The organism is Pseudomonas sp. MWU347 (assembly GCF_017947305.1).
GTDB classification, from domain to species: domain Bacteria; phylum Pseudomonadota; class Gammaproteobacteria; order Pseudomonadales; family Pseudomonadaceae; genus Aquipseudomonas; species Aquipseudomonas putida_A.
The window spans coordinates 619,447-633,238 of the sequence record NZ_JAFGZB010000002.1 but is presented as its reverse complement, the minus strand read 5'-3'; the positions used below and the strand labels follow the sequence as shown (position 1 = coordinate 633,238).

The 13,792-nt window shown below is 62.6% G+C and carries 13 protein-coding genes; 9 read left to right on the top strand and 4 right to left on the bottom strand.

What is annotated here, in order from left to right:
• Window positions 1-63 precede the first annotated feature (63 nt).
• From KCG87_RS06400 to KCG87_RS06390, 3 genes are read left to right on the top strand one after another with little or no spacing between them, the layout of a single operon-like run.
• Window positions 64-1,602, top strand: coding sequence for an MFS transporter (locus KCG87_RS06400; RefSeq protein WP_210556925.1), 1,539 nt, complete (start codon window positions 64-66; stop codon window positions 1,600-1,602).
• 26 nt (window positions 1,603-1,628) lie between these two features.
• The gene (locus KCG87_RS06395; protein WP_210556923.1) at window positions 1,629-2,699 is read left to right on the top strand and encodes an HlyD family secretion protein; all 1,071 of its coding nucleotides are present in this window, start codon (window positions 1,629-1,631) and stop codon (window positions 2,697-2,699) included.
• On the top strand, window positions 2,696-4,243 hold the full coding sequence (locus KCG87_RS06390) for an efflux transporter outer membrane subunit (protein ID WP_210556921.1): 1,548 nt from the start codon (window positions 2,696-2,698) through the stop codon (window positions 4,241-4,243). Before KCG87_RS06395 ends, KCG87_RS06390 begins: the two co-directional genes overlap by 4 nt.
• Window positions 4,244-4,338: 95 nt before the next feature.
• Here KCG87_RS06390 and KCG87_RS06385 read toward each other — a convergent pair whose 3' ends face one another.
• Window positions 4,339-4,644, bottom strand: a complete 306-nt coding sequence (locus tag KCG87_RS06385) for an XRE family transcriptional regulator (protein WP_098966556.1) — start codon at window positions 4,642-4,644, stop codon at window positions 4,339-4,341.
• Window positions 4,637-5,002, bottom strand: a complete 366-nt coding sequence (locus KCG87_RS06380) for a type II toxin-antitoxin system RelE/ParE family toxin (RefSeq protein ID WP_047290723.1) — start codon at window positions 5,000-5,002, stop codon at window positions 4,637-4,639. Before KCG87_RS06380 ends, KCG87_RS06385 begins: the two co-directional genes overlap by 8 nt.
• A gap of 169 nt (window positions 5,003-5,171) precedes the next feature.
• Between KCG87_RS06380 and KCG87_RS06375 the strand changes: the two genes are divergently transcribed.
• Genes KCG87_RS06375 through KCG87_RS06360 form a run of 4 tightly spaced genes read left to right on the top strand, consistent with a single transcriptional unit; the run spans window position 5,172 to window position 9,870 of the window.
• Window positions 5,172-5,951, top strand: coding sequence for an efflux RND transporter periplasmic adaptor subunit (locus tag KCG87_RS06375; RefSeq protein ID WP_098966558.1), 780 nt, complete (start codon window positions 5,172-5,174; stop codon window positions 5,949-5,951).
• Window positions 5,948-7,267 (top strand): HlyD family efflux transporter periplasmic adaptor subunit, encoded by a 1,320-nt coding sequence (locus KCG87_RS06370; RefSeq protein ID WP_098966560.1) that lies wholly within the window; start codon window positions 5,948-5,950, stop codon window positions 7,265-7,267. Before KCG87_RS06375 ends, KCG87_RS06370 begins: the two co-directional genes overlap by 4 nt.
• On the top strand, window positions 7,268-9,364 hold the full coding sequence (locus KCG87_RS06365) for an efflux RND transporter periplasmic adaptor subunit (protein ID WP_210556919.1): 2,097 nt from the start codon (window positions 7,268-7,270) through the stop codon (window positions 9,362-9,364).
• Window positions 9,365-9,375: 11 nt separating this feature from the next.
• Complete coding sequence (locus KCG87_RS06360; protein WP_098966563.1) at window positions 9,376-9,870, top strand: GNAT family N-acetyltransferase; 495 nt, start codon at window positions 9,376-9,378, stop codon at window positions 9,868-9,870.
• A 9-nt stretch (window positions 9,871-9,879) separates the two neighbouring features.
• Here the strand turns inward: KCG87_RS06360 and KCG87_RS06355 are convergent, their stop codons facing one another.
• Both KCG87_RS06355 and KCG87_RS06350 read right to left on the bottom strand, forming a co-directional pair.
• Entirely contained in the window at window positions 9,880-10,191 is a 312-nt protein-coding gene (locus KCG87_RS06355; protein ID WP_139053654.1) for a hypothetical protein, read from the bottom strand.
• 56 nt (window positions 10,192-10,247) lie between these two features.
• Entirely contained in the window at window positions 10,248-10,835 is a 588-nt protein-coding gene (locus KCG87_RS06350; protein ID WP_098966567.1) for a tail fiber protein, read from the bottom strand.
• 242 nt (window positions 10,836-11,077) lie between these two features.
• Here KCG87_RS06350 and KCG87_RS06345 point away from each other — a divergent pair, with 242 nt between their 5' ends.
• Both KCG87_RS06345 and KCG87_RS06340 read left to right on the top strand, forming a co-directional pair.
• Window positions 11,078-12,673, top strand: a complete 1,596-nt coding sequence (locus tag KCG87_RS06345; protein WP_098966569.1) for a glycosyltransferase family 39 protein — start codon at window positions 11,078-11,080, stop codon at window positions 12,671-12,673.
• Window positions 12,674-12,811: 138 nt separating this feature from the next.
• Window positions 12,812-13,657, top strand: a complete 846-nt coding sequence (locus KCG87_RS06340) for a sulfotransferase (RefSeq protein WP_135294699.1) — start codon at window positions 12,812-12,814, stop codon at window positions 13,655-13,657.
• Window positions 13,658-13,792 lie beyond the last annotated feature (135 nt).

Here is a 13,792-nt window from a genome sequence, read left to right as displayed (position 1 = left end):
ATTTTCGTCAGCAGTAAGCCTTACTAAAATGCTCCGGTATTTTTCCTTCCGGAGTGTGTATCCATGACATCCCTGACGGTCCCGGCGCCCATCGCTGCGGCCAGTCCGGCGACGGCGGCCGCGCCACCGGTGTTCGGCGCGCGGATCATCACCGGCCTGGTTGGCGTGCTGCTGGCGGTGCTGGTCTCGGGCCTCAACGAGATGGTGACCAAAGTCGCGCTGGCCGACATCCGTGGCGCGCTGAACATCGGTTACGACGAAGGCACCTGGCTGGTGTCCTGCTACGCCGCCACCTCGGTGGCGGCGATGGCGTTTGCGCCGTGGTGCTCGGTGACCTTTTCGCTGCGCCGTTTCACCCTCTGCGCGATCAGCCTGTTCACGCTGCTCGGCGTGCTGTGCCCGTTCGCCCCCAACTACGAAAGCCTGCTGCTGATGCGCACCCTGCAAGGGCTGGCGGGCGGAGCGTTGCCGCCGATGCTGATGACGGTCGCCCTGCGTTTTCTACCGGCCGATTTCAAACTCTACGGCCTGGCCGGTTATGCGCTGACCGCGACTTTCGGCCCCGGCCTCGGTACGCCGCTGGCCGGACTGTGGAGCGAGTACGTCGGCTGGCAATGGACGTTCTGGCAAATCATCGTGCCGTGCCTGATTGCTATGGCAATGGTCGCTTGGGGGATTCCGCAGGATCCGCTGCGCCTGGAGCGCCTCAAGACCTTCAACTGGAAGGGCCTGCTGCTGGGCTTCCCGGCGATCTGCATGCTGGTGATCGGCTTGCTCCAGGGCAATCGGCTGGACTGGTTCGAGTCGAGCCTGATCTGCGGTTTGCTCGGCGCCGGTTCGCTGTTGCTGGTGGCGTTTCTGATCAATGAATGGTCGCAGCCGATTCCGTTTTTCAAGTTGCAGATGCTCGGCATCCGCAACTTGTCGTTCGCGCTGATGACCCTGGCCGGGGTGCTGGTGGTGTTGCAGGCGGTGGTGCTGATTCCATCGAGCTATCTGGCGCAGGTCCAGGGTTATCGCCCGGTGCAGACCGCGCCGATCATGCTGATCGCCGCGTTGCCGCAGTTGATCGCGCTGCCGCTGGTGGCGGCGCTGTGCAACCTGCGCTGGGTCGATTGCCGCTGGGTGCTCGGCATCGGTTTGAGCATGTTGACCCTGTCTTGCCTGGGCGGCTCGCTACTGACCTCGGAGTGGATCCGCGACAACTTCTACGTCCTGCAATGGCTGCAGATTTTCGGTCAGCCGATGTCGGTGCTGCCGTTGTTGATGTTGTCGACCGGCAGCATCCAGCCGCAGGACGGGCCGTTTGCCTCCGCGTGGTTCAACACGGTGAAAGGCCTGGCGGCGGTGATCGCCACCGGAGTCATTGAGGCGCTGACCACCGCGCGCCTGCATTTCCACTCGACCATGTTGATCGACAACCTCGGCAATTCACCGTTGGCCGATCGCAGCGATCCGGGCCTCGCCCATCGTCTGCACGAACAGGCGGTGGTGCTGACTTCCTCTGATCTCTATGTGTGCATGGCCGGCGTCGCGGTGGCGCTGATCCTGCTGATTTTCTGGCTGCCGACGCGGATCTTTCCGCCACGTGCGCCGACCTGATTGCTTCACTGATACCGAAGGTTTTTATGACGACTCAAGCAAAGCAAAAACTCGCGGTGGCCGTGGCGGCCGCACTGGCGGTCGGCGTGTTGCTGTACCTGGCGGTGCCGGGACTGTTCGGCAAGCGCACCCAGCAAAACACCAACGATGCGTTTGTTTCCGCCGACTTCACCCTGGTGGTGCCGCGCGTGGCCGGGTTCATCAAGGAAGTGCTGGTGGAAGACAACCAGCAGGTCAAGGCCGGGCAACTGCTGGCGTTGATCGATGATCGCGATTTGCGCGCCGCCGCTGAAGCGGCCGATGCGCAAACCCTGGTCGCCCGCGCTCAGTTGCAAAACGCCAAGGCCACGCTGGAGCGGCAGACCTCGGTGATTGCTCAGGCGCAGGCCTCGGTGGTCTCGGCCAAGGCAGAAATGGCCTTCGCCCAGCAGGAACTCAATCGCTACAACCACCTCGCCGGTGTAGGTGCCGGCACGGTGCAGAACGCGCAACAGGCCCGCACGCGTATTGATCAGGCAACCGCTCGGCTCGATACCGCCAGCGCGAAGCTCGCGGCTGAGCGCAAGCAGGTGGAGATTCTCACGGCGCAGCGCGATGCCGCCGAGGGCAATCTGAAGCACGCGCAAGCGGCGCTGGAAATCGCCAGTTTCGAGTTGTCCTACACCCGGATCACCGCGCCGCAGGACGGCATGATCGGCGAGCGCGCAGTGCGTGTCGGTGCCTACGTGACGCCGGGCAGCAAACTGTTGGCGGTGGTGCCGTTGCGGCAGGCGTATGTGGTTGCCAACTTCCAGGAAACCCAACTTACCGACGTGCAGCCGGGGCAGCACGTGCAGGTACGCGTCGACAGCCTCGGCGGTGAGGCCTTGAGCGGTCGCGTCGAAAGCATCGCCCCGGCCACCGGCGTGACATTCGCCGCGGTGAAACCGGACAACGCCACGGGTAACTTCACCAAGGTCGTGCAGCGGATTCCGGTGAAGATCGTGCTTGAACCGGGTCAGCCGTTGGCCGAGCGTTTGCGTGTGGGCATGTCGGTGGAGGCGAGTATCGATACTCGCCGTTCGGCGTCGGCGGAACGTGAGGTGACTCAGCGATGAACAGTTTTGATAGAACTGACGCCTTCGCGAGCAAGCCCGCTCCCACCGGGGGAACGCATTACCCAATGTGGGAGCGGGCTTGCTCGCGAAGAGGCCAGTGGCAGCAACTCACCCTCGGTGCCTTGCTCGCTATTGGCCTCAGCGCCTGCACCGTCGGCCCGGACTTCCGCAAGCCCGAAGCCACAAAGATCGCCGACTGGGCCAAACCCGCCAAATCCGCCCCCAGCCAAGCCGTCAGCGAACCGCTGAACGAACGCTGGTGGGAGGTTTTCCACGACCCGCAACTCTCAGCCCTGACCCAGCGGGCGATGAACAGCAACCTCGATCTGCAACTGGCCAGCAGCCGCTTGCAACAAAGCCGTGCCGCGCGCCAGGTGATCACCGCGGATCGCTACCCGAACACCGCCGCTACCGGCAGCTACGCGCGTAAACGCAACAGTGGCGAAGGCCTGAATGACCCGTCCGGGCACAACGGCGATTCCGCCTTCAACTTGTGGGACGCCGGTTTCTCCGCGTCCTGGGAACTGGATTTCTGGGGCCGCGTGCGACGTGAAACCGAAGCCGCCGATGCCAACCTCGAAGTCGCCGAAAACGACCGTCGCGGTGTGCTTCTGGCGGTGCTCGCCGACACCGCGCAGAACTACATCCAGCTGCGCGGCGTGCAAAACACCCGCGCGGTCACCGAGCAGAACCTCGACGTCGCCCGGCACAGCCTCAAGCTTTCGCAACTGCGCCTGAGCGATGGTGTGGCAACCGATCTGGACGTCGCCGAAGCCGCCGCGCAGGTTTCCGCCATCGAATCGCGCCTGCCGGCCCTCGAGCAGCGTCAGTCGCAATTGATCAACGCGATCAGCCTGCTGATGGGCGAACCGCCGCAGGCCCTGGCCAAGGAGTTATCCACAGACGGCGCGGTGCCGCAGTCACCGCTGCAAGTCGCCATCGGCCTGCCGTCGCAGCTGGCCGAACGCCGGCCGGACATCCGGCAGGCCGAGGCGCGTCTGCATGCCGCCACCGCCAACATCGGCGTGGCCAAGGGTGATTTCTATCCGCGCATCACCTTGTCCGGCAATCTCGGCTCGCAAGCGATGCAACTGAGCGATTTCGGTTCCTGGGGCTCGCGCGCGTTCGGTATCGGCCCGCAATTCAGCCTGCCGCTGTTCGACGGTGACCGCCTGCGCGGCATGTTGCAACTGCGCGAGGCCCAGCAACAGGAAGCGGCCATCGCCTACCAGCAGACCGTGCTGCGCGCCTGGCATGAAATCGACGACCAACTGACGGCTTACAACGCCAGCCAACGCCGCCGCGACAGCCTCGCCGAAGCCGTACGCCAGAACCAGATCGCCCTGCGCACCGCACAGCAGCAGTACGTCGAAGGCGTGGTCGATTTCGTCAACGTCCTCACCGTTCAAGGCGCGTTGCTGGCGACTCAGGAGCAGTGGGTGGAGAGCTCGACCGGGGTGTCGCTGGCGATGGTCGGGTTGTACCGGGCGTTGGGCGGGGGCTGGGAGTCGGTGTATCCGGCGGGGGAGGTGGCGCGGCGCTGAGATTGCGCCTGAGGGAGCAAATCGGCGAATTCGATTGGCCACTATACGGCTATTGCACAGTGGAAGATTCACAGGTTGAAGCGGGTTATGGCTGTTCAGCCTGCGAAATTTTCGATTTTGATTTGCCCGTCGGGAAAGGTCGCGATGATTTCAAGTTCGCCACCCATTGCCCGGATATAGTTGCGCAGCGTGCTGATGTACATATCGGTACGGCGCTCCATTTTCGAGATGGCCGCTTGGTTGACGTGCAGCATTTCAGCCAGCGTGGCCTGGCTCAAGGCCTTGGCTTGTCGCAGTTCGTTAAGCGGCATTTCCTTGATGTGTTGTTCGTAGATCGAATCGGCAAGCGCCCGTGCTTCGGGTGTCATGCGTGCTTCGAGGTCGGCGAATTTCTTAGCCATTGTTGCAACCCTCTTTGCGCAATGTTTCGAGATGCTCATCGTACAGTCGATCGGCGAGCGGGACGTTGAGTTCATACCAGCGGTCCTGACCGGTTTTATCTCCACCGATCAAAAGCAACGCGCAGCGTCTTGGATCAAACGCATAGAGCACGCGATACGGTCGCCCGCCATGCTGGACGCGCAATTCCCGTAAATGACCATGCCGCGCGCCATTGATTGCACTGCTATGCGGAAAACGCAGACCTGGGCCGAATTGCCCAAGCAGTTTGACGCTTGCCGCCACAGAACTCTGCTCGCTCTCAGTCAGTTCTTCCCACCAGTTGCCGAACTCGTCGGTGTATTCGATATCCCAATTCATGGGCACTAATATGAGTGTTATGGAATATTCCATCAAAGTCATATTTTCGATGGGTTGACCATAGCGCTTCGGTCGGATTACAGCAAGCGTAACGGCACAGTGATGGCCTTTCGCTTGACGCTAATCCCCGCTGTCGTAGACTCCGCTCATCCGTCAGGGAGTAGCGGTTATGCAGCGTTTGCGCGGTTGGGTTATCGGATTGACCTTTGTTACGTGTGCAGTTCAGGCGCAAACGCCCGGGCCAGACGATCCGCTGCTGGATAACGCAGCGCCTGCGGCAACCACGGCGAGCAGTGAGGCGCGGGGTGTGTTGCGAGCTCGGGATCAGGCGACGCTGGCCAGCGAGCTGTCGGGGCGGATTGTCGAGTTGCCGTTCAGCGAGGGCGAGTCGTTCAAGAAGGGCGATGTGCTGGCGAAGTTCGATTGCTCGGCGTATCAGGCTCAGCTCAATGCAGCGCAGGCTGCCAATCGCGGTGCCGGTGAGGAGTTGGCGCACAACCGGCAGTTGGCCGCGCTCAATTCCGTCGGGCGTTTCGAAGTGGCGCGGGCCGAGGCCAAGGTCAGCGAAACCCAGGCGCAATCTCAGGTTTATCAGGTTCAGGTCAAACGCTGCAGCGTGGTCGCGCCATTCGACGGGCAAGTGGTCGAGCGCAAGGTCCAGCGTTTCGAAAGCGTGGCGGCCGGCGCGCCGCTGCTGGACGTGGTGGATAACCGCACCCTGGAGATCCACTTGTTGGTGCCGTCGCGCTGGATGGCCAGGCTTAAACCCGGCCAGACCTTCAGCTTTGTCCCCGACGAAACCGGCCAGCCGCTTGATGCCACGGTCAAACGCCTCGGTGCGCGCATCGACGAAGGCAGCCAGACACTGTTGCTGGTCGCCACACTTCCCGAAGCCAAGGGCTTGCTCGCCGGCATGAGCGGCACGGCGCACTTTGCGGAGCTTAAATGAACGCCCCGGTAGCCGGCGCTGCCGAGCAGGTGTTCGCGCGGTTCCTTGACCTCGAACGCCAGACCCGCGCCGCCCGCGATGCCTCGCAACTGGCCTACAGTCTGGTCAATGACGGCCAGTCGTTGTTCGGCTTTCGTCATGCAGCGCTGCTGATCGCCGGCAAGGTACAGGCGGTGACCGGCGTCAGCGCGGTGGAGCCGAATGCGCCGTTCGTGGCGTTTGTCGAGCAAGCCGTGACGCAGTTGTTCCAGCAGGATGTGCTGAAGCAGGCGCGGGTGATTACCCCGCAACTGCTTGCCGAGTCGATTCAGGCCGACTGGCGCTCGCTGTCGGCGGCGCAGGTGTTCTGGCTGCCGCTGATCGACCGCCAGGGCGAGGTGTTCGGCGGTCTGTGGCTGGCCCGCGATGTGCCGTGGAATCCTTCCGAACAAGTGCTGCTGTCGCAACTGGGCGACACCTACAGTCACGCCTGGCTGGCGCTGCAGCCGCGCAAACCGTGGCGCCTGCGCTGGACGCGCAAGCGTCAGGTGGCGTTGGTGGCGGTGCTGTTGCTCGGGTTGCTGATCCCGGTGCGCCAGTCGGTACTGGCCCCGGCGGAGGTGGTGCCGCAGGGCGGGCGCGTGGTCGCGGCGCCGCTGGACGGGGTGATCGCCGAGTTTTTGGTCAAGCCCAATCAACCGGTGAAAACCGGCGACCTGCTGCTGCGATTTGAAAGCACCACCCTCAAGGCCCAGGCCGATGTCGCCGAGCGTGCCTTGGGCGTCGCGGAAGCGGAACTGAAATCCAACTCGCAACGTTCGTTTGCCGATGCCGAATCCAGTGCCAGGGTCGATTTGCTCGCCGCCCGTGCCGAGCAAAAACGCGCCGAGCGCGATTACGCCCGCGAGTTGCTGGCGCGCAGCGAAGTGCGCGCGGAGCGTGACGGCATTGCAGTGTTCGCCGATGCCGAGCGCCTGACCGGCAGACCGGTGCAGACCGGCGAGCGGTTGATGGAAATCGCTGACCCGAATCAAGCCGAACTGCGCATCGAACTGGCGGTGGGCGACGCGATTGCGTTGGCGCCGGGTGCCGAAGTCGCGCTGTTTCTCGACAGCGATCCGTTGCAGCGCCACCTCGCCACGCTGGAGCGCTCGGCTTACGAGGCGCAACCGACGGCGGGCGGGCAACTGGCTTATCGACTGGATGCCAATTTTGCTGATGCGCCACCGCGTATCGGCCTGCGCGGCACGGCAAAAATTTTCGGTGATCGCGCCCCGCTGGCCTTGTACCTGCTGCGCCGCCCTCTGGCCGGTCTGCGCCAGAGCGTGGGCCTGTAAATGAATCTGCCGAGCCTGCGTGCCGACCTGCAACTGTCGCCCGCGGCGCCGGCACTGGACGGTTCACCGCGCTGGACCCTGGCCGATCCGGTGCGCGGTCGCTATTTCAAACTCGGCACGGCGGCGATGCGTCTGCTGCGCCATTGGTCGCTGGGCGATGCCGAACAGGTGCTGCGCGCCGCCAACCGCGAACCGGGCTTGCCGCTGGACGGCGTCGAGCTGGAGCAACTGCTGACATTTCTGCGCGGGCATGATCTGATCAGCGCCCTCGACGATCAGCAGCGTGCCAGTTACTCGCTCAAGGCCCTCGCGCAACGCCAGAGTCTGTGGAAAATCCTGCTGCATCAATACCTGTTTTTCCGTATTCCGCTGTGGCGCCCGGACGCCTTTCTCAACCGCGCCTGGCCCTGGCTGGAGCGCTTCGGCCCGCGGGTGTTGCGCTACGGTTTGCCGCTGACGCTGGGTCTGGGAGTGTTTCTGGTGTCGCGGGACTGGCAGCGCTTTGTCGGTACTTTCCCGCACCTGTTCAGCCTTGGCGGCGCATTGGCGTTCGGCGTTGCGTTGTTCTTTGCCAAGCTGTGCCACGAGTTCGGCCATGCATTCATGGCCAAGCGTGCCGGGTGTCGGGTGCAGAGCATGGGCGTGGCGTTCATGGTCTTGCTGCCGATGTTTTACACCGATGTCAGCGATGCCTGGCGGGTCAATGATCGGCGTGCGCGGCTGCTGATCGGTGCCGGTGGGGTACTCGCGGAACTGCTCCTGGCGTGCATCGCGCTGCTGGCCTGGTCGCTGTTGCCCGATGGCCCTGGGCGCACGGCAGCGTTCATGCTCGCCAGCGCCACGTGGATCACTACACTGGTGGTCAACCTCAACCCGTTCATGCGTTTTGATGGTTATTTTCTGCTCAGTGATCTGTGGGAGGTCGACAACCTTCAGGGGCGAGCCTTTGCCCTGTGTCGCTGGCGGTTACGCGAATTTTTGTTCGGCTATGGCGCTCCGGCGCCGGAGCCTTGGTCGCCGAAGATGCAACGGCGCTTGCTGATCTGGGGGTATGGCTCGTGGTTGTGGCGCGCGGCGTTGTTTTTCGGGATCGCGCTGGCGGTCTATCACCTGTTCTTCAAGGTGTTGGGGATTTTCCTCATGCTGGTGGAACTGGTCTGGTTCATCTTCCTGCCAATCATGAATGAGTGGCGCCAGTGGTGGAGCCGCCGAGAACAGGCCCACGGTGCGCGTGTGCTGCTCAGCAGCCTGGCTGTGCTTGGTCTGCTGCTGGTGCTGATTGTGCCGTGGCGCAGCGCGGTGGAACTGCCGACGATGCTTGAGAGCGGCCGGGCCAGTGCGTTGCATGCGCCGGTGGCGGCGCGAGTCAAATCAGTCAAGGTCGCGGATGGCCAGAAAGTCGCTCAGGGCGATGTGCTGATCGAACTGGAGTCGCCGGACCTCGATTCGCAGCAGGCCATCGTCCGTCGGGAAATCCAGATCCAGCAATTGCTGATGCGCCGACAGGCCGGTCGCAGCGAAACCGCTGCCGACGCCAGTATCATCGAGCAACGCCTCGCCGAAGCCGTGGCGCAATATCGTGGTCTGAGCGCTCGACGCGAGCGCCTGCTGTTGCGCGCGCCCCATGCCGGCACTGTGCGTGATCTGCTGCCGAATCTGACGCCGGGGCGCTGGCTGTCGAGCAAGGATGCGCTGGCGCGGGTGGTCGAGGATGGTTTGCGCCTGCGCGGCTATATCGCCGAGGCCGAGTTGTGGCGGGTCAAACCGGGTGCAACCGGGCGGTTCATCGCCGATGATCCGATGCATCCGGCGATCAGCGTAAAACTGGATGAAATCGATACCAATGGCGTGGCCTATGTCGATCAGGAGGCGCTGACCTCCGATCATCACGGGCCGATTGCCGTGCGCCGTGATCAACAGCAACGAGCCGAGCCTGTACAGGCGCAATATGGCGCGCGATTGACAACGCTGGATCAGCCACCAGCCCCGGTTCAGCCGTTGCGCGGTGTGGTGGTGTTGCAGGGCAGGGGCGAGTCGGTACTCGGCGTGGCCTGGCGCCGGCTGGCGGCGCTGGGGGTCAGGGAAAGCGGTTTCTAGGGAGCGTGAACATGGCGAGCAACGCAGATGTGACGGCAGACGGATTGGTGGTGCGACCTGCGCGGGCCACCGACGAGCCGTTTTTGCACCACCTCTATCAGTCGGCGCGCCCGGATCTGCAATGGATCGACGGCGAGCAGGAAGTGGTGCAGCAAGTGATCGCCCAGCAATTCCAGGTGCAGGAACAGGGCGTGGGTGAAAACCATCCCAACGCCATGCACTACGTCGTGGAAAAACTCGGCACGGCCATCGGTGCACTGAGCACCGACTTCGGCCCCAATGAAATCCGCGTGTTATACATCGCCTTCATCCCCCAGGCGCGGGGCAAGGGTTACGGCCGCGCGGTATTGCAAGGCGTGCAAAAGGCCGCGCAGCAGGTTCGCTGCCCGGTGGCAACGGTGGTCTGGGCCAACAACCCCCACGCGCGGCAACACTATCTGGCGTTGGGCTTTGCGGTGGAGGAGCGTAATCCGGCGGCGGAGCGGCTGGTGTGGTATCCGCAATGAGGTGGGATTTCAGTTGAAGGAAATACAGAAATAACCCAGTTGCGGATCCCGCCCCATTGCTGGCACTCGTGACACGAAAATATCCTCCACTCGCCCCAGTTCCGGCAGTTCCAGTGCGCACAGGCCGTCGACGAACCCGGTCGGCACCAGACTGTTGAATTCGAGGCAGAACGGCATGCGCTCGCTGTAGCGCGTCTTCGCGGCGGGGACTTCGTCGAGGTACTCGATGTGGATCGGCAGCGCCGTGCCATCCGGCAGGTGCAGCGTGTGTTGCTGGCCCAGCAATGCCTGGACGTGTTGGATCTGAACCGCTTGCAACATGGTCTGACTCCAGTGAAGAGAAAAACGGTCGGGGGCCCGAGGCCCCCGACAGTGGTTCAGTTGCGCGAAGGGAACAGCCCGTTCAGCGCAATGCTGAAGTTGACGACCAGAGAGGGGTTGACGATGGGCAACGGCTGACTGCCGCCCGTGGAGGAAATGTCCCCGGTGACAGTCGTGGTCAGGCCTTTGATGGGAACCGGCGTGGCACCTTGGGCATCGGAATAGATGTTCGCCGAGCCAGGGCCGCCGCCGGACGCGCCGATGTACGAGTTGGTGGCGGTCGGCACGGTCGCCGGATTGCTTGCAGGCACAGCCAGTTGCAGGGCGGTGTTGGCAGAAAGGCCGGTCATCGCGTGGGTGTGGTTAGGCATGTTGGCGATCGTGGCCGTGACGTTTTCCGTGCCATACACCTGACCGATGACACGCGGCGTAAGCCCCTGTCCGTTACCCTGTGCCACGGGTACGCGACCTTGCAGGTCAGGCAACTGAAAATTGGTCGTGCCGTTGCCGCCGTAGAAGGTGCCCAGCAAAGCGAACAATGCCTGGTATTGCGAGATGCTCAGGATTTGTCCGTTGCACAAGGCCCAGCCACTGGGGGCGAAGTTGAAGGCGAACGGTTGAATCGTACCCATAAAGACTTCCATGGTTCCTCATCCTTCTGTTATGTGGTCGGCGCGCCGCGCGTTAGCCTTGGTTGCAGGACAGGCACAGATGCTGTGCTGACGCCTTGCGTTTGCGCGGGCAGGTCACGCCAAGCGGTAGCGTAGACCCGGATCGGCGGACTTGCCGGACGTCGTCGTGGCCGCGCGTCGACTTCGACTCTGGCCTACAGTGTGCGCAATGAATGGCGCTGGTTTTTACTCGGTAAATCTGTAAGGGAAGGTTGATGGAAGCGCGTCGCGAGACTCCGCTGGGGGATACCCAGGACCCGTTTGCCGCACCGAATGCCGGTGTCCGGCGTTTATGGCGCTGGGCTCGCCGGCAGTGGCTGATACCGATTCTGTTGTTGGCGACGGTGGTGCGTTTTTATGACCTGAACGCCGCCGCGATCTGGGGCGACGAAGGCTCAAGCCTGTTGCTGGCGAACTATTCGCTGAGTGGTATCTGGGAGCACGCGGCGTTCGACGTGCATCCGCCGTTGTATTTCATGCTGCTGCACGGCTGGATCGGGTTGTTCGGCGACACGATTCTGTCGATCCGCAGCCTCAGCGCGCTGGCCGGCATCGCCACGGTCGGGCTGGGTGTGTGCCTGGTCGATCGCCTGGCCACTCGTCGCGCCGCAATCATTGCCGGGGTGCTGCTGGCGTTGCTGCCGACGGCGGTGCGCTACAGCCAGGAAGTGCGCATGTACTCGCTGCTCGGCCTGCTCCTGATCGGTTCCACACTGGCGCTGATTTGTTGGGTCAGGCGTCCGCAGCGCCACCGGTATCTGCTGATCTATGCATTGCTGATGAGCGCCGCGTTGTATACCCACTACTTCGCCGTGCTGGCGGCGCTGAGCCATTGGCTGTATCTGGGGCTGATTCGCCTGCTGCCTGGCTATCGCCTGCGGCATATCCAGCGCAAGGACTGGTGGCTGGCCAATCTGGCCATCGTTGTGCTCTACCTGCCGTGGTTGCCGAACCTGCTTGATCTGACGCAACACATGGAAGAACTCAAGGTCGGTGGCGATGTGGGCTGGGAAGATCCAGTGACCCTGTCCTCGCTGCCGTCGATGATCTGGCTCTGGTTGATCCAGGACGAGGGCGAGCATCTGCCATTGCTGCTGTTCTGCGGCGTACCGCTGGCTCTGCTGGCGCTGGCGGGCGTGGCCGTGGCCCGCGACCGCAGCGTGAACCATGGCAGCGTTTTGCTGGCGCTTTACACCGGTGTGCCGTTGTTGCTGGTGTTCGCGGTGTCCTTCATCAGTCCGGTGTTCATCGAGCGTTACCTGACAGCCTATGCGCTGGGATTGCCGATGCTGGCGGCGCTGGCCATCGACCGGTTGTACCGCCGCGCTCGTGTGCTGGCAGTGGCGGTTCTGGTGTCATGGGTCGGGGTTGAGCTGGTGGGCGTAAACACCAACGCCACGGTCGACCCGCACGATCAGTTCAATGTCATGGTCGATTACATCAACCGGCATTTCGTCAGCGGTGACCGGATCGTCACCAGCGACATGCTCTGGTATCTCAGTTACGTCTACTACAACCGCACTGACGCTCAGGTGCGCCTGTTTACCCCGCCCGCCGCCGATGGTCGTTCGACGCGCCCGAATCACTACGGTTTCGGCACCCTGGTGTCTGAGGAGGTCTATCTGGATCGACTCGACGACCTGCCCAAGGGCAGTGCTCGCGTCTGGTTGATCGGTGATCTGGATGTGGACGTGCCCGATCCGTTCCGACCCTTGCCGAAGAACTGGCAGTTGCGTGATCAGACCCATGCCGGCGGCGCGAATGCGCGACTTTTTTCGTTGACCACCGATAACGGGACAGCGATGCAATGACTTAAACGGTTCACCTTTTCTTTGGCGATAAAAACAGATCTTCATAGTCCGTTTTGCTCTGTTTTGATATCAAAACACTACTAGTCGAAAGGGTATTGTTGGACTACGCTCGTCGGACAAAAGGACTTACAAAGTAGGGTGAAGGGATTGCAGCAGTTCCACTTTATCTCCGGCTTGCCGCGCTCAGGCTCTACCCTGCTTTCTGCGATTCTTCTGCAGAACCCGCGCTTTCATGCCGGCATGACCAGTCCGGTCGGCGCACTCTTCTCCGGTGTCCTTGAACAGTGCGGCGCCGGCAGCGAATTCGGCGCGGTGATCGACACCGAAATGCGCCGGCGCCTGCTGCGCGGGCTGTTCGATTCCTACTATGCCGACAAGGCTGACAAACCGGTGGTGTTCGACACCAACCGGCAGTGGAGTTCGCGCCTGCCGGCGATCAGCGATCTGTTCCCCAAAGCCAAAGTCATTGCCTGCGTGCGCAACGTCGCCTGGGTGATGGACAGCCTGGAACGGTTGTACCGCGCCAATCCTTATGAAAACACCAAGCTGTTCGGCGATGCTGTCGAACGCAACACGGTCTACAGCCGCTGCGAAACCCTGGCCCAGCGCAATCGTCTGGTTGGTTTTGCCTGGGCAGCGCTCAAAGAAGCCTATTACGGCGAGCACGCCGATTCGCTGCTGATCGTCGATTACGACTTGTTGACCCAGGCCCCGGAGCGGGTGCTGCGGCTGGTCTACGACTTCATTGGCGAACCCTGGTTCGAGCACGATTTCGAACACCTGGCCTATGACGCGCCGGAGTTCGACCAGGCCCTGGGTGTGGCCGGCCTGCACAAGGTCAAACCCAAGGTCGCCCTGCAGTCCCGACGCACGATTCTGCCGCCGGACCTGTTCAAGCAATACGCCGATCTGTCCTTTTGGCTCGATGGCTCAGCCAGCGCTGCCAATGTGATTCGTATGAAGTCCGACGCCGCGATCAGTTGATCGCGGCGTTTTTCATTGATGCGTTTACAACTGTTCGAGTCCGGGTGAGCAACATGTGGTGGAGCAAGCAAAAGTCGCGGGTAACCGAAGGCCAACGGACGCTGGCTGCGCCGCTGATCATGTCGCTGGAACCGC

Coding starts and splice junctions, on each gene's coding strand:
- KCG87_RS06400 (WP_210556925.1), top strand. CDS start 64: ATGACATCCCTGACGGTCCCGGCGCCCATCGCTGCGGCCAGTCCGGCG.
- KCG87_RS06395 (WP_210556923.1), top strand. CDS start 1,629: ATGACGACTCAAGCAAAGCAAAAACTCGCGGTGGCCGTGGCGGCCGCA.
- KCG87_RS06390 (WP_210556921.1), top strand. CDS start 2,696: ATGAACAGTTTTGATAGAACTGACGCCTTCGCGAGCAAGCCCGCTCCC.
- KCG87_RS06385 (WP_098966556.1), bottom strand. CDS start 4,644: ATGGCTAAGAAATTCGCCGACCTCGAAGCACGCATGACACCCGAAGCA.
- KCG87_RS06380 (WP_047290723.1), bottom strand. CDS start 5,002: ATGAATTGGGATATCGAATACACCGACGAGTTCGGCAACTGGTGGGAA.
- KCG87_RS06375 (WP_098966558.1), top strand. CDS start 5,172: ATGCAGCGTTTGCGCGGTTGGGTTATCGGATTGACCTTTGTTACGTGT.
- KCG87_RS06370 (WP_098966560.1), top strand. CDS start 5,948: ATGAACGCCCCGGTAGCCGGCGCTGCCGAGCAGGTGTTCGCGCGGTTC.
- KCG87_RS06365 (WP_210556919.1), top strand. CDS start 7,268: ATGAATCTGCCGAGCCTGCGTGCCGACCTGCAACTGTCGCCCGCGGCG.
- KCG87_RS06360 (WP_098966563.1), top strand. CDS start 9,376: ATGGCGAGCAACGCAGATGTGACGGCAGACGGATTGGTGGTGCGACCT.
- KCG87_RS06355 (WP_139053654.1), bottom strand. CDS start 10,191: ATGTTGCAAGCGGTTCAGATCCAACACGTCCAGGCATTGCTGGGCCAG.
- KCG87_RS06350 (WP_098966567.1), bottom strand. CDS start 10,835: ATGGAAGTCTTTATGGGTACGATTCAACCGTTCGCCTTCAACTTCGCC.
- KCG87_RS06345 (WP_098966569.1), top strand. CDS start 11,078: ATGGAAGCGCGTCGCGAGACTCCGCTGGGGGATACCCAGGACCCGTTT.